General features: G+C 71.2%; 21 protein-coding genes. 10 read left to right on the top strand and 11 right to left on the bottom strand.

What is annotated here, in order from left to right:
* Positions 1-119: 119 nt before the first annotated feature.
* From BMY89_RS05835 to BMY89_RS05795, 9 genes are all read right to left on the bottom strand, one after another.
* Positions 120-932, bottom strand: coding sequence for a GntR family transcriptional regulator (locus tag BMY89_RS05835; RefSeq protein ID WP_139217908.1), 813 nt, complete (start codon positions 930-932; stop codon positions 120-122).
* Between the two features lie 210 nt (positions 933-1,142).
* Positions 1,143-1,571 (bottom strand): hypothetical protein, encoded by a 429-nt coding sequence (locus BMY89_RS05830; protein ID WP_092376118.1) that lies wholly within the window; start codon positions 1,569-1,571, stop codon positions 1,143-1,145.
* Positions 1,568-2,224 carry a hypothetical protein gene (locus tag BMY89_RS05825; RefSeq protein WP_092376115.1) on the bottom strand — a complete coding sequence of 219 codons (657 nt, stop codon included), beginning with the start codon at positions 2,222-2,224 and terminating at the stop codon, positions 1,568-1,570. Before BMY89_RS05825 ends, BMY89_RS05830 begins: the two co-directional genes overlap by 4 nt.
* Positions 2,221-2,481: a hypothetical protein gene (locus BMY89_RS05820; protein ID WP_092376112.1), complete on the bottom strand. Its 261-nt coding sequence runs from the start codon at positions 2,479-2,481 to the stop codon at positions 2,221-2,223. Before BMY89_RS05820 ends, BMY89_RS05825 begins: the two co-directional genes overlap by 4 nt.
* 3 nt (positions 2,482-2,484) lie before the next feature.
* Positions 2,485-2,748: a hypothetical protein gene (locus tag BMY89_RS05815; protein WP_092377439.1), complete on the bottom strand. Its 264-nt coding sequence runs from the start codon at positions 2,746-2,748 to the stop codon at positions 2,485-2,487.
* Between the two features lie 243 nt (positions 2,749-2,991).
* Positions 2,992-4,755 (bottom strand): ABC transporter ATP-binding protein, encoded by a 1,764-nt coding sequence (locus BMY89_RS05810; RefSeq protein WP_092376109.1) that lies wholly within the window; start codon positions 4,753-4,755, stop codon positions 2,992-2,994.
* Positions 4,752-6,503: an ABC transporter ATP-binding protein gene (locus BMY89_RS05805; protein WP_092376106.1), complete on the bottom strand. Its 1,752-nt coding sequence runs from the start codon at positions 6,501-6,503 to the stop codon at positions 4,752-4,754. The genes BMY89_RS05810 and BMY89_RS05805 overlap by 4 nt, the downstream gene beginning before the upstream one ends.
* A gap of 16 nt (positions 6,504-6,519) precedes the next feature.
* Positions 6,520-7,119: a class I SAM-dependent methyltransferase gene (locus tag BMY89_RS05800; RefSeq protein ID WP_092376101.1), complete on the bottom strand. Its 600-nt coding sequence runs from the start codon at positions 7,117-7,119 to the stop codon at positions 6,520-6,522.
* 23 nt (positions 7,120-7,142) lie between these two features.
* Entirely contained in the window at positions 7,143-7,754 is a 612-nt protein-coding gene (locus BMY89_RS05795) for a class I SAM-dependent methyltransferase (protein ID WP_092376098.1), read from the bottom strand.
* 114 nt (positions 7,755-7,868) lie between these two features.
* Between BMY89_RS05795 and BMY89_RS05790 the strand changes: the two genes are divergently transcribed.
* The 8 genes from BMY89_RS05790 to BMY89_RS05755 all read left to right on the top strand — a co-directional run bounded on the left by BMY89_RS05790 (position 7,869) and on the right by BMY89_RS05755 (position 15,583).
* Positions 7,869-9,239, top strand: a complete 1,371-nt coding sequence (locus BMY89_RS05790) for an MGH1-like glycoside hydrolase domain-containing protein (RefSeq protein WP_232521083.1) — start codon at positions 7,869-7,871, stop codon at positions 9,237-9,239.
* A 57-nt stretch (positions 9,240-9,296) separates the two neighbouring features.
* Positions 9,297-9,941, top strand: coding sequence for a phosphate signaling complex PhoU family protein (locus BMY89_RS05785; RefSeq protein WP_092376095.1), 645 nt, complete (start codon positions 9,297-9,299; stop codon positions 9,939-9,941).
* A 212-nt stretch (positions 9,942-10,153) separates the two neighbouring features.
* On the top strand, positions 10,154-11,230 hold the full coding sequence (gene pstS / locus BMY89_RS05780; RefSeq protein ID WP_092376092.1) for a phosphate ABC transporter substrate-binding protein PstS: 1,077 nt from the start codon (positions 10,154-10,156) through the stop codon (positions 11,228-11,230).
* An 85-nt stretch (positions 11,231-11,315) separates the two neighbouring features.
* A complete protein-coding gene (gene pstC / locus BMY89_RS05775; RefSeq protein ID WP_232521082.1) occupies positions 11,316-12,308 on the top strand; it encodes a phosphate ABC transporter permease subunit PstC in 993 nt (330 codons plus the stop codon).
* Complete coding sequence (gene pstA / locus BMY89_RS05770) at positions 12,305-13,219, top strand: phosphate ABC transporter permease PstA (RefSeq protein ID WP_092376086.1); 915 nt, start codon at positions 12,305-12,307, stop codon at positions 13,217-13,219. The genes pstC and pstA overlap by 4 nt, the downstream gene beginning before the upstream one ends.
* A gap of 1 nt (position 13,220) precedes the next feature.
* A complete protein-coding gene (pstB, locus tag BMY89_RS05765; RefSeq protein ID WP_092376083.1) occupies positions 13,221-14,084 on the top strand; it encodes a phosphate ABC transporter ATP-binding protein PstB in 864 nt (287 codons plus the stop codon).
* Between the two features lie 78 nt (positions 14,085-14,162).
* Positions 14,163-14,912: a response regulator transcription factor gene (locus BMY89_RS05760; protein ID WP_092376081.1), complete on the top strand. Its 750-nt coding sequence runs from the start codon at positions 14,163-14,165 to the stop codon at positions 14,910-14,912.
* Complete coding sequence (locus BMY89_RS05755; RefSeq protein WP_175510305.1) at positions 14,909-15,583, top strand: hypothetical protein; 675 nt, start codon at positions 14,909-14,911, stop codon at positions 15,581-15,583. The genes BMY89_RS05760 and BMY89_RS05755 overlap by 4 nt, the downstream gene beginning before the upstream one ends.
* Here BMY89_RS05755 and BMY89_RS05750 read toward each other — a convergent pair.
* Entirely contained in the window at positions 15,485-16,087 is a 603-nt protein-coding gene (locus tag BMY89_RS05750) for a phosphatase PAP2 family protein (protein ID WP_092376079.1), read from the bottom strand. The genes BMY89_RS05755 and BMY89_RS05750 overlap by 99 nt on opposite strands.
* A gap of 245 nt (positions 16,088-16,332) precedes the next feature.
* Here BMY89_RS05750 and BMY89_RS05745 point away from each other — a divergent pair, with 245 nt between their 5' ends.
* Positions 16,333-16,719, top strand: a complete 387-nt coding sequence (locus tag BMY89_RS05745; protein WP_092376076.1) for a DUF2267 domain-containing protein — start codon at positions 16,333-16,335, stop codon at positions 16,717-16,719.
* Between the two features lie 73 nt (positions 16,720-16,792).
* The gene (locus BMY89_RS05740; protein WP_092376073.1) at positions 16,793-17,275 is read left to right on the top strand and encodes a type II toxin-antitoxin system PemK/MazF family toxin; all 483 of its coding nucleotides are present in this window, start codon (positions 16,793-16,795) and stop codon (positions 17,273-17,275) included.
* A 19-nt stretch (positions 17,276-17,294) separates the two neighbouring features.
* Here BMY89_RS05740 and BMY89_RS05735 read toward each other — a convergent pair whose 3' ends face one another.
* Positions 17,295-17,942, bottom strand: coding sequence for a GGDEF domain-containing protein (locus BMY89_RS05735; protein WP_092377433.1), 648 nt, complete (start codon positions 17,940-17,942; stop codon positions 17,295-17,297).
* Positions 17,943-17,947: the final 5 nt, after the last annotated feature.

Below are 17,947 nucleotides of genomic sequence, written 5' to 3'. Positions count from 1 at the left end.
ACCCCAGCAACACACCACCTAGCACCATCATCACTACCTCGACAATCACGAGCCCAGACCGGTGTGGGGCTATCCCAACAGGACTAAGCGTGACGGATTGTCAGCAGACAATCAAGTGTTCAGCTGACAGTGTTCTCCGGGTGGAATCCCTCGGCCGAGAAGGCATACACCAATTCGTACGCCTCGGCATCGAGCACCATCAGCGAAACCTCAACGCATCGGTCGGCCGCGTAGGCGTACCTGGTGATTTCGAAGACCAGGCTCCCCTCTCGACGCAGACCCAACCCGTCGCGGCCGTCCGCCCCGTCGATCTCCTCCGGGGTGGGCGCGCGGCTGATGACCCGCTCCACGAACCTCGTGGGCCCGAATCCCAGTTCGGCGAGTCGGGCGAACGTCCCGCCCGGTCCGGTGTCCGTGTGTTCGATGCGAGTCCCACGGGTCAAGTCCGTTGGAAGGTAGGCGGTGGCGAGCTGGATGGAGCGCCGGTCCCGCACATACCGGCGATACCTCGACAGCACCAGCCCGCCGGCCGGCACGCCGAGCGCCTCGGCAACATGCGACGGCGGCACCACATTGCCCACCTCAACATCCACTGCCTTCGGCGGGTTCGCTGCGTCGTGCTCCTGGATCGACAGCCCGCGTCCCCATTGCTCCAGCGACAGTCGGCCGGGGGAGGTGCGAGGGATTCGGCCAACTCGGACGTAGCTGCCGGAACCTCGGCGCGACTCGATCAACCCTTCAGCGCGTAGCCGATCAATGGCCTTCTCAGCAACGCCGCGCGCCACGCCCATCTCCGCTGCGGCGAACTCGCGCAGCGTGGGGAGTTTCGCGCCAGCCTCGTAGCCCTTGACGCCTTCCCTGATCCTGCGCCTGAGTTCGGCGGCGAAGGATTCGGCGCTGTGCTTCTTCGTCTGGTCGCTCGCGTTGTCCACCGGATCTCCAACTGTCGTCTGACAGAAGGCTACTTGTGGCGCGGTTGCGGGGTGGAGCGGGCCCCGGGTCAAGCAAATCTTATAGATTAACCATGTATGCCTTAACTGTCCACTGACAATTTGTCCTCGGGTGGATGACGTCGGTGCCGTCCTGCTTCGCCTCCAAGCTCTCGCCGGAGGGGCTGAGCTTCGACCTCTGCTGCCTGGCGTCTACTGGTGCTGCGCCGCGAGCTGCTCTGCCTCGGCCACGAACTCGTCGAGCTCCGTCGCGCTCAGATTCTCTTCCAGGATGATCTGACCAAGCATGAGGAGCTCGGCTCCGAGCGCGGTTTCCGGGGCGATCGTGTCGACCAGTTCCGGCTCGCCGAGAGCGGCTCGAATGAGGCCCTCCATTTCGAGAGTGGGCAGGGGGTCGTTTCCTTGGTACTGCGCGCGGATTCCGGCGACCCACTGGGCCACGTCGGTCGGGGTGGTCTCCGGGCCGAAGCGTCGGTTGACTGCGAGGGCGAAGGCTGCCCCGATGACCCGCAGGCCGTTCGCCAGGCCCTGCTGACCGATCTCGACTACCAGAGCATCGACAGCATCCCAATCAGCCTTTGCCAGAGCCCGGATCAGGTCGCGGAGCGGCTTTTCGTTCATTTCTGTCGTCCCCTCGCTGTCCAACTGCGGATCAATCTGGTGGCCCGATGCGTTGCCACGCCAACCAGCAGGCCGACCACCACCAGATTGCCTGCGGCCTCTGCCCCGTCTATCTTCGGCCGTGGCGTAGGTCCCGGGGCGCTTGGGGTGGCGGTGCCGGCTGATTGGGTGCCGGAGGGGCCGTTCATGTCACGCAGGGCCTTGGCCCCCTGCTGAAGCGCCTCGGTTGCGGATGATGCCAGGTCCTGCGCGTCGTCGGCCTTTCGAAGGGAGCGATTGAGGAACCCGCCCACCCTTGTGTGGGAGCGGTTGCGTCGGTCGCTGTCGGCCATCAACTCTTCGCCGGACGGTGGCCCGGACGGCGAGGCTGATTGCGGCACCGACCCGGGGGCGATGGCGTTCAGGTAGGCGGCGACATTCCGGGCGGCTTCGCTGTTGAGCCGGGCGAGCCGGTGTGCCTTGTCGACACCGGTGCGGCTGTGGGTCACCGCCGCGCGGAGCGCCGGGTGATTGGAGCCGCTGCCGACGTCCGTGTAGCGGGCGTTCGCCTCGGCGACGTCGCTTGCGGCGCGTGTTGCGCGTACCGCGAGGTTGTCCAGTTGGTCCACGGCGGACTTGAGTTGGGCAACGACCTGGGCGAGCAGGCTGCTCATCCCAGCACTTGCCGGTACGCGTTGCCGTTGTCCTGTGCGGCAGCGATGGTCCGCAGGGTCAACTCGACCTCGCGTATCGCGTCGGTGATGGCCTTGCGCGCCTGTTCTGCCTCGGCTCGGCGGGTGTCGTGCAGGGTGGCGAGCACGAGCCCGGAGACCTCGTCCAGGGCCGCGCCGACGCCTTCGATCGTGGTCTTGCCCTGGTCGAGGAGTTGGTCCGCTTCGCCGAGGGCCGCCTTGACGTCGCTGATGCTCACGGGTCAGCCAAGGATGCTGATGTACTGCCGGGCTGCCTGGGTGCTGCCCTGGAGGACGGTCGTCGCCTCGATCAGCCGCTGCTTGCTCTGCTCGGCCCGCGCGATGGCCTCGGAGATCGCGGGATGCCCGGTGCCGGCCGCGACCGCACGTAGCCGGGAGATCACCTGTTCGGTGCCCTCGATGGCGGCTCGGATCTGGTTCGTCGTCGCGTTGCACTGCTCGGCTGCCTGGGCAAGCTCGGCCTTGACTTGCTCGATGCTGGCCATGCCGTCCTTCCGGTCCACTGTGCGTGGCGCTGGCGTCAGCTACGTTTCGTGGCGAGGCAGACACTATCCAACATGAACACCCTTCCGCAGCCCCTGTCGGTAGGGCGCTCGGAGACCTGACGGAGGGTCGCTCGTGACCAGAAGTGCTTCTCCACCCCGAGGCCGAACGGGGACGACGACGTTCAGGTGAGCGGCGACAAGCCGGGGCGGTCGCGCTGCTCAACGAGGCACGCCGGTGCCGGCCTACCCGTGCCAGGAGTGCCAGAGGGCGGCGTAGGCGCCACCGGCGCGAACGAGGTCGTCGTGGTTGCCGAGCTCGGTGATCCGGCCGTCTTCGAGTACCGCCACCCGATCGGCGTCGTGCGCGGTGTTGAGCCGGTGCGCGATGGCGATGACGGTACGCCCGGTGACCACGGCGGCGAGCGCCCGCTCGGTGCGTCGGGCGGTGGTCGGGTCGAGCGCGGCGGTCGCCTCGTCGAGGATCAGGGTGTGCGGGTCGGCCAGCACGAGCCTGGCCAGCGCGAGCTGCTGGGCGTCGGCGGCACCGAGTTCGCGGGCGCCGTCACCGAGCTGGGTGTCGAGTCCGTCGGGCAGGTCGGCGTACCAGTCGGCGCTCACGGCGACCAGGGCGGCGCGCATCTGTTCGTCGGACGCGGCGGGTGCGGCGAAGGCTAGGTTGTCGCGCAGCGAGCCGATGAAGACGTGGTGCTCCTGGGTGACGAGCGCGATCTGGCGGCGTCGCTCCGCCGGGTCCAGGTCGGTGACCGGGCGGCCGTCGAGGCTCACCACGCCCTCGCGGGGCGCGTCGATCCCGGCGAGCAGCCGGGCGAGGGTGGACTTCCCCGCGCCCGACGGGCCGACGATGGCGAGCCGTTCGCCAGGGCGCACCTCCAGGTCGATGCCGTGCAGCACATCGTGGCCATCGGCGTACGAGAATCGTGCGCCGCGCACGACGAGCCGCCCGGACCGGGCTGGCGCCGGGACGCGCGGTTGCGGTGCTCCGGGGGCGACCGGGGTGGCAGACCCGGACCCGGTCTGCTGCCCGACACCGAGCACGCGGGCAAACGACGCGAGGCCGCGTTGGGCCTGCTCCATCCACTGCAACAGCCGGTCCAGGGGCTCGATCGCCTGCTGGAGGTAGAGCGCGGCGGCGACCACCTCGCCGAGCGTCACCATCCCACTGCTCAGGTAGAACCCACCGAACAGCAGCACCACGGCGATCGGGAGCGCGTAGCTCGCCTCCACCACCGGGAAGAAGACCGACCGCAGCGCCAGGGTCGCCCGGCGGGTGGCCCACACCCGGGCGATGCGCTGCCTGCCGTACGCGACGCGGTCGGCGCCGAGGCGAAGCGCCTCGACGGTGCGGGCACCCTCCGCGGTCGTGGTCAGCGCGTCGGTCAACTCGGCGGTCGCGGCCCCCTCGGCGAGGTACGCCGGCCGGGCACGACGCAGGTACCAGCGGGTGACCGCGAAGATGGTCGGTAGCCCGGTCAACGCGACCAGGCCGAGCAGCGGGTGCAGCAGGAAGATCGCGCCGAACAGGAGCGACAGCTGTGCCGAGGCGATGACCATGACGGGCACCACCTCACGGACGGTGGTCCCGACGGTCGTCACGTCGACCGAGCTGCGGGTGGCAAGCTCGCCGGTGCCGGCCCGCTCGACGACGGAGATGGGCAGGTCGAGCGCCCGTGAGACGAACCCCTCGCGCAGCCGGGCGACGGCCCGTTCGCCGAAGCGGTGGCCGGCGTACTGGGCGTAGCGGGTGAGCAGCCCCTGGGCCAGCACGCAGCCGCCGATCGCGAGCGCCAGGCGGTCCACGGCGGCGGCACCGGTACCGGCGGCGACCTCGTCCACGATCCTGCCCAACAGCCACGGCGCGGCGAGCCCGGCCACAGCGGCAGCGCCGTGCAGCACCAGCACGACGGCGACCGCGCGGCGGTCCACGGCGATGAGGTCCAGTGCGGACCGACGGACGACCTTCCCGTCCGCGACTGGTAGCCCGCTCACCGCAGCGACCCGTCGGCGTCGGCGGACTCGCCGTCGCGGGACACCAGGGCCCGGTAGCTCGGGTCCTGTTCGAGCAGCTCGACGTGGCTGCCGCCGGCCACGATCCGGCCCTCGCGCAGGTGCGCGACCAGATCAGCGCGCCCGAGCAGCAGCGGTGACGTGGTCAGCATGATCGTGGTTCGCCCAGCCCGCGCCGCTCGCAGGCGCTGCGCGACGCGCTCCTCGGTGTGCGCGTCCACGGCCGATGTCGGGTCGACGAGGATCAGCACGTCGGGCTCGGCGAGCAGGGCCCGGGCAAGGCGTACGCGTTGCCGCTGGCCGCCGGAGAGAGTCCGGGCCCGGGTGCCGATCGGCATGGCGAGTCCCTCCGCGTGGGCGTCGACCACGTCCTCCGCCGACGCCGTACGCAGGGCCGCACCCATGTCGGCGTCGCTGATGCCGGGCCGGGTACCCAGGATCTCGCGCAGCGTCCCGGCGAAGAGGTAGGAGTCGTGGTCGGCGACGAGGATCCGAGCCCGTACCTCGTCGAGTGCGATCCCGGTCAGCGGTACGCCGCCCCAGGTCACGTCGCTGGCGACGAACCGCCCGAGGCGGTCGGCCAGCGCGATGGCCTCGGCCGGGTCGTCGGCGGCGACGGCGAGCAGCCGCCCGGCGGGTACGGTCAGCCCGGTGGCGGGATCGTGCAGTTCGGCGGTGCGCTCCGGCGCGGGCCGGGCGTCCGTCCCGCCGGCCCGCGACGGCGGAGCGGCGTCGTCGGGGGTCAGTTCGAGCAGCGCGATGATCCGGCGGGCGGCGACACGCCCCCGGATCACCTGGTAGCCGCCTTCGAGCAGGAACCACACCGGCACGACGAGGACCGCCACGTACCCGTAGACGGCGACCATCTGCCCGATCGTGATGTCGCCGGCCGCGGCCATCCGCGCCGCCAGCCACACCACGGCGGCCAGGAAGAGCCCCGGGATGACGATCGTCAGCGCCTCGATCCAGCTGTTCACGGCGCCGACCCGGTACCCCTCGGTCAGCAGCCGCTGCGAGCCGGCCGCGTACCGGCGGGCGAACAGTCCCCGCCCACCGACCCCGGCGAGCACGCGTAGTCCGGCCACGATGTCCGCGGCGCGGGTGGTGAGGATGCCCTGCTGATGGCGGTAGACCGACTCGGCCCGTTCGAGGCGGCGCAGCAGCGGTCCGATGACCAGGACCACCGCGGGCACGCCGATCAGCACGAACAGCGCGAGCAGCGGGGAGACCGACCACAGTACGACGGCGACGAACGCGTACGCGATCACCGCTCCGACGCCCGGCCCGGTCATCGTCAGCACCGCCGAGGTGTGCGTGATGTCGGCACCGCCGACGGTCGCGACGTCCCCGGCGGCGAGCCTGCGTGGCAGCACAGCACCGATCCGGGACAGGTGACGCAGCAGGACGGCAGCGGACCGGGCCGAGGCATCCTCCCGGACGAAGGTCATCGTGCGGTGCCGCATGATGCCCAGGTACGCCAGGCCGATCCCCGCGACGACGATCGCGGCCACCCACCACGACAATGCCCGGAAATCGTCGGCACGTAGCCCGTCGTCGATGGCGCGGGCCACGAGGTACGGCCGGATCGACAACCCGAGCATCCAGGCCGTACCGATCAGGCCGCCGCGCAGCACCCGCCACGGCTGGCACCGGACCAGCCACCAGATGTACCAGAGCGGCCCCCTCGTATCCGGCATGCCCGGCTCGGCATGAGGGAGCTGTGGGGGCATCGGTACAGGTTACCGATCACGCTCGGCGCAGGATGCCCACCACGAAGTCGGCATCGTCCCGCCAGGGACGCAGGTCCCAGGTGGCGAACCGGTGCTCCAGGCGCAGCCCGGCACCGACCACGTCGGCGTCGAAGTCGGTCAGCGGGTAGCCCCGATCGGTGCCGAAGCCGACCGCGACGACCCCGTCCGGTCGCAGGTGCGCGGCGACGCGGCGCAGCACCGTGCGTTCGGTGCCGGCGGCGACGAAGGCCAGCACGTTGCCGGCCAGCACCGCCGCGTCGAAGGGCGCACTCTCGCCGGCCGCCGCGAGGTCCAGTTCGGCGAGGTCGGCGACCAGCCAGCGCGGCGCCGGGTGGTCGGTCCGGGCAGCGTCGATCAGGACCGGGTCGGCGTCCACCCCGACCACCGTGTGCCCGCGCCGGGCCAGCTCGGCGCCGACCCGGCCGGTGCCGCAGCCGGCGTCGAGGATCCGCGAACCCGGCGGCACCAGCGTGTCGAGCAGCCGTGCCTCGCCGGCCAGGTCGGCACCCTCGGCGGCCAGCTGCCGGAACCGGTCGACGTACCACTGCGAGTGCTCGGGACCGGTGTCGGTGACCCAGCGGGTCGGGTTGCCCATCCGCCCACCGTATCCGGCCGAGATCAGGACAGCCGGGCGACCGTCACGAACTCGTTGTAGGTGAATAGCCTGCCGGCGGCCCGGGGGAAGGGGAAGGAGTACTGGCGCAGCACCGTCAGGCCGAGTTCCCGGCAGGTTTCGGCCGCCTCGTCGAAGCCGACGAACCGGACATGGGAGGCGTCGCTGTGGTAGCCGCGCTCCTGCGGTGTGATGAAGACCGCCCGCCCGCCGGAGCGGACGAACGGCAGGTACGACGCGATCACCTCGCGGGCCTGCTCGGCCGGCATGTGTTCCAACAGGTGCGCGGCGAGCATCGAGTCGAACGCGTCCGGGCGCGCGTGCTCGGAGCGGAGAAACTCCTCCGTGGTGTACGCCGTCAGGCCGAGTTCTCGGGTGTACGCCACCGAGGTGGGGTTGTGATCCACCCCGACTGCGCCCTCGCCCAGGTTGACCAGGTTGCGGCCGAGCCCCGAGCCGACGTCCAGGGTCCGGCCCAGCCCCAACCGCCGCAGGTTCCACCGGTACGGCGCCTGCACGTCCAGCAGACGCTTCCAGGGCGCGCCGCCGAGCTGCCGTAACCGCTGGGTGTAATCCTCACCCTCGGTGCCGGTGGGACCTTGCCCTGCCTGCCTCATCCGGGGCTCCTCCGCCTTTTCGTGCCGTCGAGCGCTCCGGTGCCCCCGTGCGCCGTGACCCCTGCCACGATCGTCTAGCCTAGCGAGGAGCGCAGCGCTACCAGGATGTGACGCATGGTGAACCGGACTGTTCCATCAGTCAGCTCGGGCCCGGCGCCGGGCGGCGGTGCCGGCGACGACGCCGGAGAGCACGGCCCGCTGCGGCAACTGGCCAACGCCACCCTCGACGGCAACTGGGAACACGATCACACGGTCCCGTCACGCACCCTCTACCCCCACCAGTGGAGCTGGGACTCGGCGTTCATCGCGATCGGCTGGTCCCACCTGCGTCCCGAGCGTGCGTGGTCGGAGTTGACCAGCCTGTTCCGCGCCCAGTGGCGCGACGGCCGGGTGCCGCACATCGTCTTCAACCCGCTGGTGCCGGGCGGCGCCTACTTCCCGGGGTCGGGGTTCTGGGCCTCGGCGGAGGTCGAGGGGGCGCCGCCGATGGCCACCTCGGGGCTGGTCCAGCCGCCGGTGCACGCCCTGGCGGCCTGGCACGCGTACCGTCGCGCCCCCTCGGCGGAGGGTCACGCCGCGCTGCGCCGGCTCTACCCGCGCCTGGTGGCGCAGCAGCGCTACCTCGCCACCGATCGCGACGTCGGCGGCGCCGGGCTGGCCAGCATCGTGCATCCGTGGGAGTCCGGAGTGGACAACAGCCCCGCCTGGGACGCCCCGATGTCCGCGGTGCCGGACGACCCGGCGTTGCTGCGCGCGTACCGGCGACGCGACACCGTGCACGCGGCTGCCGCGCACCGACCCACCGACCTGGACTACGCGCGGTACGTCGCGATCGTCACCGCGTACCGCGCGGGCGGCTACCGCGACGACGGCCTGATCGACCGGCATCCGTTCCTGGTGGAGTGTCCGTTGTTCAACGCCGCCCGGGGGGCCGCCGAGCAGGCGCTCGCCGGGATCGCCGGCGAGATCGGTGCGGATCCGGGGCCGCACCGGGAGCGGGCAGCCCGGATCACCGAGGCGGTCCTGGCCCGGCTGTACGACCCGCAGACCGGCACCTTCCGACCCCGTGACCTGCGTACCGACCGGCTGACCCCGGCCCGCACGGTGCTCGGCCTGACCCCGTTGATCCTGCCCGACCTGCCGGCGCGGCAGGTCGAGGCGGTGCTCGCCGAGGCCACGTCGGGTCGGTTCGGGCTGGCCACCCGGATGGCCCGGCCGTTGCCGAGCCACGACCGCACCGCAGCCGACTTCGAGCCGCTGCGTTACTGGCGCGGCCCCAGTTGGATGAACATCAACTGGCTGGTGCGGCACGGGCTGCTGACGCACGGGCGCGAGGGGTTGGCCGCCGGGCTGCGCGCGTCGATGATCGAGCTGGTCGGGGCAGCCGGGTGCCACGAGTACTTCCATCCGGACACCGGTGTCGGCCTGGGCTCGCCGGCCTTCAGCTGGACGGCGGCGCTGCTGCTGGACGTGCTGGCCGACTGACAGGATGCCCACAACGGGCGTGGCCGTGCGCTGGCGCGGTCGGACGGAGGGGGCGCGATGAGTCGGGACAACTTCGACCAACAGCTCGACCGGCTCACCGGAGTGCTGGCGGTGATGAGTCGGGACGCCGGCGTGGCGATCCGGGGCGCGAGCACCGCCCTGCTCGAGGTGGACCGGGGCGCGGCCGAGCTGGTGGTGGCCGGCGACGCCGTGCTCGACCTCCGGCGGGCCGAGGTCGAGGCGATGATCCCCGAGGTGCTGATCCGGCATCAGCCGGTCGCCTACGACCTGCGCCTGGTGGTGTGCGCGCTGCGGATCGCCAGTGCCCTTGAGCGGATGGGCGATCTGGCGGTGCACATCGCGAAGATCGCCCTGATGCGGCATCCGGTGGGAGTGGTGCCCGAGCCGGCGCTGCCGGTCATCACCGGCATGGCCGACGCGGCGGCCCGGATCGCCGACAAGACGGCCATCGTGCTGGCCACCCGCGACCGGCTCGACGCGATGCAGCTCGGGCTGGACGACGACGAGGTCGACGCCGCCCAGGAACGCCTGCTGTCGATGCTCGTCTCCGGCTGGCCGTACGGGGTGGAGTCGGCGATCGACCTGGCGCTGCTCGGCCGGTACTACGAGCGGTACGCCGACAACGCGGTCAACGTCGCCCGTCAGGTCGTCTTCCTGGTCACCGGGACGATCCGCCTCTGAGCGGGATGCGGCCGGTCCACCGATCGGCGAATTCGGGCATCCGGTGCGGTCGTGGTCCGAAGGTCACATCCCGGAACCGGTCCGGCCACCGCCGGAGCCGGCAAGTTCACTTTTCGTTCACCTGGGTCCGGGAGTCCGGCTACCTGCGCCTCCTACCTTGACTGGCGTACGGCCCGAACGGGCTGATGCACCCCGATAGAGAGGCTTACCTGGTGAACCGCAACGTGCTTTCGCGGCGCGTCCTCGCCGGCGTCGCGCTTGCCGCGCTCGCGCTTACGGGCTGTGGCAGCAACGACAACAGCTCGGAGCCGGGCGGAAGCGGCGGCGACAGCGCCTACGCGAACCTGTCCGGCGAGCTGAAGGCGTCGGGCGCCAGCTTCCCGGACGCTTATTACCAAGAGGTCGTCGAAGCCTTCAAGGGCGAGGCCTCCGACGTGACGGTCACCTACAACGCGACCGGTTCGGGCACCGGCAAGAAGCAGTTCGGTGAGGGGCTGGTCGACTTCGCCGGCACCGACAGCCTGGTCAAGGACACCGACGGTGTGGCCGCCGGCTCGTTCCTCTACGTCCCGACGGTGGCGGCGCCGATCACGGTCTCCTACAACCTGGAGGGCGTCGACAAGCTCCAGCTCAGCGCCGACACCCTCGCCAAGATCTTCCAGACGGACATCAAGACCTGGGACGACGCGGCGATCAAGGCCGACAACCCGGGCGTCGAGCTGCCCAGCACGCCGATCACCGTCGCGCACCGTTCGGACGGCTCCGGCACCACCAGCAACTTCACCAAGTACCTGGCCGCCGCCGCCCCCAACACCTGGAAGCTGGGCAGCGGTGACACGGTCGCCTGGCCGGCCAGCACCCAGGGCGGCGAGAAGAACACCGGTGTCGCGCAGATCGTCTCTCAGACCAACGGCGCGGTGGGCTACGTCGACCTGAGCGACGCCAAGGCGACCGGCCTGAAGTTCGCCGCCATCAAGAACAAGGACGGCCAGTTCGTCGAGCCGTCGCTGGAGGGCACCACCGCCGGTCTGGAGGGTGCCGAGATCGCCGAGGACCTGAGCTACAACCCGCTCGACGCCGCCGGTGCCAACGCGTACCCGATCACCGCACCGACCTTCATCATCGTCAAGACCTCCTACGGTGACGCAGCCAAGGCCGAACTGGTCAAGGGCTTCCTCACCTACCTGCTCAACGACGGTCAGGAACTGGCCGAAGAGGTCGACTTCGCGCCGCTGCCCGCCTCCCTCAAGGAGAAGGCACTGGCCCAGGTCGACAAGATCCAGGGCTGATCAAATCAAGATCGCTAGGGCGTTCCAGCTGGGGACGGGATCACGTCGATCCCGTCCCCAGAGGGGTACCTGAGCTGGAGTGAAGATGACCTTGACGAACAAGTCCCCCGACCCCCGGTCGGCGCTGGCCCAGCGCGGCCGCAGCGCCCTCGGCGACCGCGTCTTCTCCTGGTGGACGCTCGGCACCGGTCTGCTGGTGCTGGCGATCCTCGGGCTGATCCTCATCACCACCGTCCGGGAGGCCTGGCCGGCGTTCGACGCGATGGGCTTCCGGTTCATCACCGAGCGCGTCTGGGACCCGAACCCGGCGACCGGCGACGCCATCTTCGGGGCGTTGTCGTTCGCGTACGGCACGGCGATCTCGTCGCTGATCGCCCTGCTGTTCGCGGTGCCGGTCTCGGTGGGCATCGCGTTGTTCCTCACCGAACTGGCACCCCGCCGGCTGCGTGGCCCGGCGGTGACCGTGATCGACCTGCTCGCGGCCGTGCCGTCGGTGGTCTTCGGCCTGTGGGGCATCCTGGTCGTGGGCCCGGCCCTGGTCCCGGTGTACCAGTGGATCCACGACGTCTTCGGCGGCGTTCCGGTGCTGGGCAGCCTCTTCGGCCCGGTGACCACCGGCCGGAACTTCATGACCGCCGGCCTGATCCTGGCGATCATGGTGACGCCGATCATCACGTCGATCACCCGTGAGGTGTTCAGCACCGTCCCGCGGGCCGACAAGGACGCCGCCCTCGCGCTCGGCGCGACCCGCTGGGAGATGATCCGGGGCGCGGTCTTCCCGCACAGCTTCGGCGGCGTCGTCGGCGCGGTGATGCTCGGCCTCGGTCGGGCGATGGGCGAGACGATCGCGGTGGCCCTGGTCATCGGTGGGGCGACCAACATCACGGCCAACCTGTTCGCGCCCGGCAACTCGATGGCCGCCGTCATCGTGCAGCAGTTCGGTGAGTCCACCGGCACCTTCACCGCCGCGCTGATCGGGCTCGGCGTCGTGCTCTTCGCGATGACGGTGCTGATCAACGTGCTCGCCCAGGTGATCGTCCGTCGGGCCGAGGCCCGGATGAAGGGAAGCGTCGCGTGACCGCCACCGCATCGCCCGCCACCCGGTCGGCCGCCGGCGCTCCCGACCTGACCAGGGCGGCCCTGTCCGGCCGGCGCCGGTTCACCAACCACCTCGCCACCGCCGCGATCTGGCTGGCGGTGCTGCTCGCCGTCGTCCCGCTCGCCCTGGTGATCTACGAGGTCGTCGCCAAGGGCGGCGGGGTGATGAACATGTCCTTCCTGACCGAGGACATCCCGAACTCGTACCGCCGCGATGGCGGCGGCATGGCGCCGGCGATCGTCGGCACCCTGCTGATCACCGGAGCGGCGGCCCTGATGGCCATCCCGCTCGGCGTCTTCGGTGCCATCTACCTCAACGAGTACGGCAAGCAGCGGCCACTGGCCCGGGTCATCCGGCTGATGGCCGACGTGATGACCGGCGTGCCGTCGATCGTGATGGGCCTGTTCATCTACATCTCCTGGGTGCTGCTCGTCGGTCAGCAGACCGGCTTCGCCGGAGCGCTGGCCCTGGCCTGCCTGATGCTGCCGGTGGTGATCCGCAGTAGCGAGGAGATGCTGCGACTGGTCCCCGACGAACTGCGGCAGGCGAGCATGGCGCTGGGTGCCCGCAAGTGGAAGACCACGCTCACCGTGGTCCTGCCGGCGGCGATCTCCGGGATCACCAGCGGTTCGCTGCTGGCCGTCGCCCGCGCGGCCGGCGAGACCGCACCGATCATCATCGTCACCGGCATCGTCTTCTCGCCCAACGTGAACCTCTTCGACGGCTTCAACACGGCGTTGCCGGCGCAGATCTTCCGCAACGCCAGCCAACCCTTCGAGGCTGCCCAGGACCGCGCCTGGGGAGCGGCACTGACGCTCATCGTGATCGTGCTCGGCTTCACGATCATCGCGCGACTCATCTCAAGCCGGTTCGCCATCAAGGAGCGCTGACATGGCCCGAAACGAGACCGACCTGTCCACCCGACCGTCCGTCGCGGTACACACTCCCGGCGTCACTGCCTCCGGTGTCGGGACCGACAGCGCGTCGGTGATGCAGCTGCGCGACGTGAGCGTCTACTACGGCAATTACGAAGCGGTCCGCGGCACCTCGATGCCGATCCAGCAGAACCAGGTCACCGCGATGATCGGGCCGTCGGGATGCGGCAAGTCGACGGTGCTGCGGGCGCTCAACCGGATGAACGACCCCATCCCGGGTGCCCGGGTGAGCGGCGAAGTCCTCTTCCACGGTCAGGACCTGTACGCCAAGGACGTCGACCCGATCCAGGTGCGGCGGCAGATCGGCATGGTGTTCCAGAAGCCGAATCCGTTCCCCAAGTCCATCTACGACAATGTCGCGTACGGGCTGCGGATCAACGGGATCAAGGGCCGGCTCGACGACCACGTCGAGGAGGCGCTGACCAAGGCCGCGCTCTGGGACGAGGTCAAGGACAAGCTCCGCAAGAGCGCCCTGGCGCTCTCGGGTGGGCAGCAGCAGCGGCTCTGCATCGCCCGGACGATCGCCGTCAAGCCTCAGGTCATCCTCATGGACGAGCCCTGTTCGGCGCTGGACCCGATCGCCACGGCGAAGATCGAGGACCTGATGTTCGAGCTGACGAACGACTACACGATCGTCATCGTCACGCACAACATGCAGCAGGCGGCCCGGGTCAGCCACTACACCGCGTTCTTCACCGCCGAGGTCGACGACCAGCAGGTGCGGCACGGCCGGCTGGTCGAGTTCAGCCAGACGGGCAAGTTGTTCACCAACCCCGCCGACAAGCGTACGGAGGACTACATCACCGGTCGCTTCGGCTGAGGCCGTGCGGCGGTCGATGGTGGGTCGCCGGTGCCTGGCGGCGACCCCCACCCTCAACTGAACCGGAGCCGGTGTGCGATGAACAATCTCGTCGAGGTCACCAGGGGTGACCATCGATCCGACGGGCGTTTCGTGCTGCTCGTGGTGGACGACGACGAGAGCGTCGGCGCCGCGCTGGTCGCCCAACTGGCCGACCACCGGGTACGCGGACACCACTTCCCGCACGCCGCCGAGGCCCTGCTGGCGGCCGGCGCCCTGCAACCGGACGCGGCCGTCGTCGCCGCCGGACTGGCCACCATGAGCTGCACCGAGTTGGTGCGACTGCTCGCCCGCCGGGCCGGCATCGCCACCGTGGTCGGGGTGGGCGACGACGACGGAGCGGTCGCGGTGGCCGCGCTCAAGGCCGGCGCCACCGCCTGCGTCCGGCGGCCGTACCGGCCCGAGGAGGTGCTGCCGATCCTGCGGGCGATCCGCCCGGAGACCGCAGGTGCGCTGGATCCGCCGATCGAGCTCGGCGGACTGCGGGTCGACCCGGCGACATTCGAGGTGAGTCTGCACGGCCGGGCGGTGGCCCTGCCGTTGAAGGAGTTCCGGCTCCTCTACTTCTTCATGAGTCACGCCGAGCGGACCGTCACCCGCGAGCAACTGCTCGCCAACGTGTGGGGTGGGATCTCCGACGACACGTCGAACACGCTCACGGTGCACATCAAGCGGCTGCGTCGCCGGCTCGCGCGCGACGGTGAGCAGGCCCCGACGATCGTGACGGTACGCGGCCTCGGGTACCGGTTCGTGCCCGCTGCCGCCTCGGCAACGCCGTCGACGTCGTGAACGTGCCGGCACAGCCGCCGTACCCGCCGTCGGTGGGTGCCGCCGGGGCGTCGCCGGAGGGGATGGTCCTGGTGGCGGTGCCGCTTGCGTACGTCCCGCAGGTGGCTCGCCTGCTGGCCGACCTCGACGCCCGGCAGTGGGCCGGGCCGGTGCCGCGCCGGCGATCGGCGCCGGCGGCCGGTCACCCGATGCCGGCGGTCCAGTGGGCGGTCGAGGACCTGCGTCGGCTCAGCCAGGGGAGCAGCGCCACTCACCGGACGGTGACCGCGGTGCTCGACGCGCTCGCCGCAGAGCCGGATCGGCTGTTCACGGTGCGGGACCTGGCCCAGGCGACCGGACGGCCTCGGAAGAAGATCGTCGGGGCGATGGCAGGGCTGACCCGGCTGTTGAAGGCGCACTACGACTACGCCGGCCGAGGGCTGCCGTTCGTCCGGGTGGCCGGCCGGCCGGAGGCCCCCCGGGAACTGTGCTACACGATGGACCGGGTGCGGGCCGAGCGCTGGCGGGAGGCTCGACTGCCGCGCACCGACGGCGCGTCCCCGGCGGTCGCGGCCGCGCTGCTGCCGCCCGACTCAGCCGAGCACGACGAAGAACGGGGCGCCGACGAGCGGGCCGAGCGCCGTGCCGGCGACCACCTGGCCGAGCGTGTGGTCGCCCAACCTGACCCGTGACCAGCCCACCACCCCGACCACGGCCAGCAGCGGGGTCGCCGCCGGACCGAACACGAAGATCAGGGCGGCGACCGACGCGGCGCTGATCGCCGCGTGGGCGCTCACCTTCCAGACCTGGTTGACCGCGAGGATGGCGGCCAGGATGCCGAGCATGCCCACGACCAGGGCGACCAGCGGACGCGGCGCGCCGAGCAGCACCAGGGCGGCCAGCCCGGCCAGCACCGAGAGCAGGCCGTGGAGCAGCGGACGGCGGCGCTGGCTGCGTACCGCGATGTGGTGGTCGGTCAGCTCGCCACGTCGCACGCCCAGCCAGATGATCCCGTACGGCACGGCGGAGCAGAACAGCACGGCCAGCAGGCCCCAGCCGAGCCCGACCGCCACGGCCGGTGTGGTGCTGTGCACGGCCACGACCAGGGGCATGACCGCGGCGAACACCGCGGGTGCGAACACCTCGGTGCTGGCCCGGGCCAGCCGGTGTGCGACGGAACGGGTGTGACGTGGCATCAGCCTCCCCTCGGCCGTTCCGGCGCCCCGGCGCGTGCCGTGGCGATCGGACGCCCGAGAGTGGCGGAATCGCCACCACTCGTCAACTGTGGCGCGAACGGCCGGCGCGGGTGGCCGGTTCCCGCCGATTTCCCGGCGGGTGCCGGGCCGGGCTCAGCCACCGCCGGCCCGTTCGGTGCCTCGCAGACCTGTTTGCCGGGCGCCGACCGGGGTAACCTGCCCGGCGCTGACGACAGGAGGGCGCCGTGCGGTTTCCCCTATTCGTCGCCGCGGTGTCGCGTCGCTCCGGACTGCCGCCCGACCTCGCCGCGACCGTCGCGCGCGCGGTCCTGCAGACCGTGGTGGAGCGGATGGCCGACGGCCCGACGACCGACCCGACCGGATACCTGCCGGCTGAGTTGAGCGACGCCGACGGTACCTCCGCGTCCGGGCCTGTCGACTTCCTGCGCCGGGTCGGCCGGCGGGCCGGGGTCGACGAGCAGACCGCGGCCCTCGGAGCCGCAGCGGTCTTCGCGACGCTGCGTGAGACGGTCACCGTCGACGAGTTCCGGGAGATGGTGGCCCGGCTGCCCGGTGCCGCCGCGGACGGCGGGATCGACGCGACCCCCGGGCCGGGCCGGGCGCGTCCGTGACGCGCGGCTGATCCGTCCGCCGGTGCCGGTCCCTGCCGTCGGTGCGGTCGGTGCCGGCCGATAGGCTGCCGCCGTGGCAGGTCTGTTGAGGAGCATGGCAGCTCGGGTCGGCGCGGTCATCCCGACGCCGCGGCGGGCCGGGCCGAGCCCGGCGAAGCTCGCCCGACCGCGTCAGGTCACCGCGTTGCAGCGCCGCGAGTTGTCGTACGCCCCGGAGCCCGACGGGCACGCCGATCCGGGCGAGATCGTCTGGACCTGGGTCTCCTACGAGGACGATCCCCGGCAGGGCAAGGACCGACCGGTGCTGGTGGTGGGCCGACGCAGCCGCACGCTGTTCGGGTTGATGCTCTCCAGCCAGCGCGATCGCGATGGGGAGCGGCACTGGCTGGCGCTCGGGCCGGGCGAGTGGGATCGGGACAACCGCCCGAGCTGGGTACGGCTGGACCGGGTGCTCACCATGCGCGAGGACAGCATCCGTCGGGAGGGCGCGGTGCTGGACCGGGCCAGGTTCGACCGGGTGGGTCAGGCGTTGCGCGCCGGGTACGGCTGGCACTGATCGCGGGGGTGCGCCGCTGTCAGCACTCGGCCAGGTGCGCGGTGTCGCGCAGCGCCCGATCCCGGCGGCCGGCGCCGATCCCCTTGGCCTCGTACATCGCCGCGTCGGCGCGGTCGAGGGCTTCGGTGAGTTGACTGCCGTGCACCGGCGCCAGACCGACCGAGGCGGTCACCTGGAGGGTCGTCGTGCCCAGCGGGATCGGCGCGGCGAGCATGTCGCACAGCCGTCGGGTGGCGTGCTCGATCCACCGCCGGTCCAGGGTCGGGCTGGCCAGCAGCCCGGCGAACTCGTCACCGCCGAGCCGGGCCACCAGGTTGTCGCCGGCGAAGGTGGCCAGCCGTTCGGCGACGCTGATCAGCACCTGGTCGCCGGCCGCGTGCCCGTAGCGGTCGTTCACCTGCTTGAAGTCGTCGAGGTCCAGCACGACCGCGACAAGTGGTCGGCCGGAGCAGTCGGTGAGCAGCGTGGCGGCGAGGCGGTAGAAGGCGCGCCGGTTGGGTAGCCCGGTCAGCGGGTCGTGGCTGGCGGCGTGTCGTTCAGCGGTGAGTTCGGCCTGAAGGCGGCCGATCTCGGCCTCGGCCCGGACGGCCCGACGGCTCAGCTGCCAGGAAGAGAGCAGTGCCCCTGCGGCGCAGATGCCGGACGCGATGGTAACCGGATCCGGCACCGACA

This window comes from Micromonospora phaseoli, assembly GCF_900109115.1.
Taxonomy (GTDB): Bacteria; Actinomycetota; Actinomycetes; order Mycobacteriales; family Micromonosporaceae; genus Micromonospora; species Micromonospora phaseoli.
This window is presented reverse-complemented; position numbering and strand designations above follow the sequence as displayed.

Excerpts from the sequence above, each read along its gene's own strand:
- BMY89_RS05790 (WP_232521083.1), top strand. The coding sequence starts at position 7,869 with ATGGTGAACCGGACTGTTCCATCAGTCAGCTCGGGCCCGGCGCCGGGC.
- BMY89_RS05825 (WP_092376115.1), bottom strand. The coding sequence starts at position 2,224 with ATGAGCAGCCTGCTCGCCCAGGTCGTTGCCCAACTCAAGTCCGCCGTG.
- BMY89_RS05795 (WP_092376098.1), bottom strand. The coding sequence starts at position 7,754 with ATGAGGCAGGCAGGGCAAGGTCCCACCGGCACCGAGGGTGAGGATTAC.
- pstC (WP_232521082.1), top strand. The coding sequence starts at position 11,316 with ATGACCTTGACGAACAAGTCCCCCGACCCCCGGTCGGCGCTGGCCCAG.
- BMY89_RS05830 (WP_092376118.1), bottom strand. The coding sequence starts at position 1,571 with ATGAACGAAAAGCCGCTCCGCGACCTGATCCGGGCTCTGGCAAAGGCT.
- pstB (WP_092376083.1), top strand. The coding sequence starts at position 13,221 with ATGGCCCGAAACGAGACCGACCTGTCCACCCGACCGTCCGTCGCGGTA.
- BMY89_RS05760 (WP_092376081.1), top strand. The coding sequence starts at position 14,163 with ATGAACAATCTCGTCGAGGTCACCAGGGGTGACCATCGATCCGACGGG.
- BMY89_RS05805 (WP_092376106.1), bottom strand. The coding sequence starts at position 6,503 with ATGCCCCCACAGCTCCCTCATGCCGAGCCGGGCATGCCGGATACGAGG.
- BMY89_RS05750 (WP_092376079.1), bottom strand. The coding sequence starts at position 16,087 with ATGCCACGTCACACCCGTTCCGTCGCACACCGGCTGGCCCGGGCCAGC.
- BMY89_RS05800 (WP_092376101.1), bottom strand. The coding sequence starts at position 7,119 with ATGGGCAACCCGACCCGCTGGGTCACCGACACCGGTCCCGAGCACTCG.
- BMY89_RS05785 (WP_092376095.1), top strand. The coding sequence starts at position 9,297 with ATGAGTCGGGACAACTTCGACCAACAGCTCGACCGGCTCACCGGAGTG.
- BMY89_RS05815 (WP_092377439.1), bottom strand. The coding sequence starts at position 2,748 with ATGGCCAGCATCGAGCAAGTCAAGGCCGAGCTTGCCCAGGCAGCCGAG.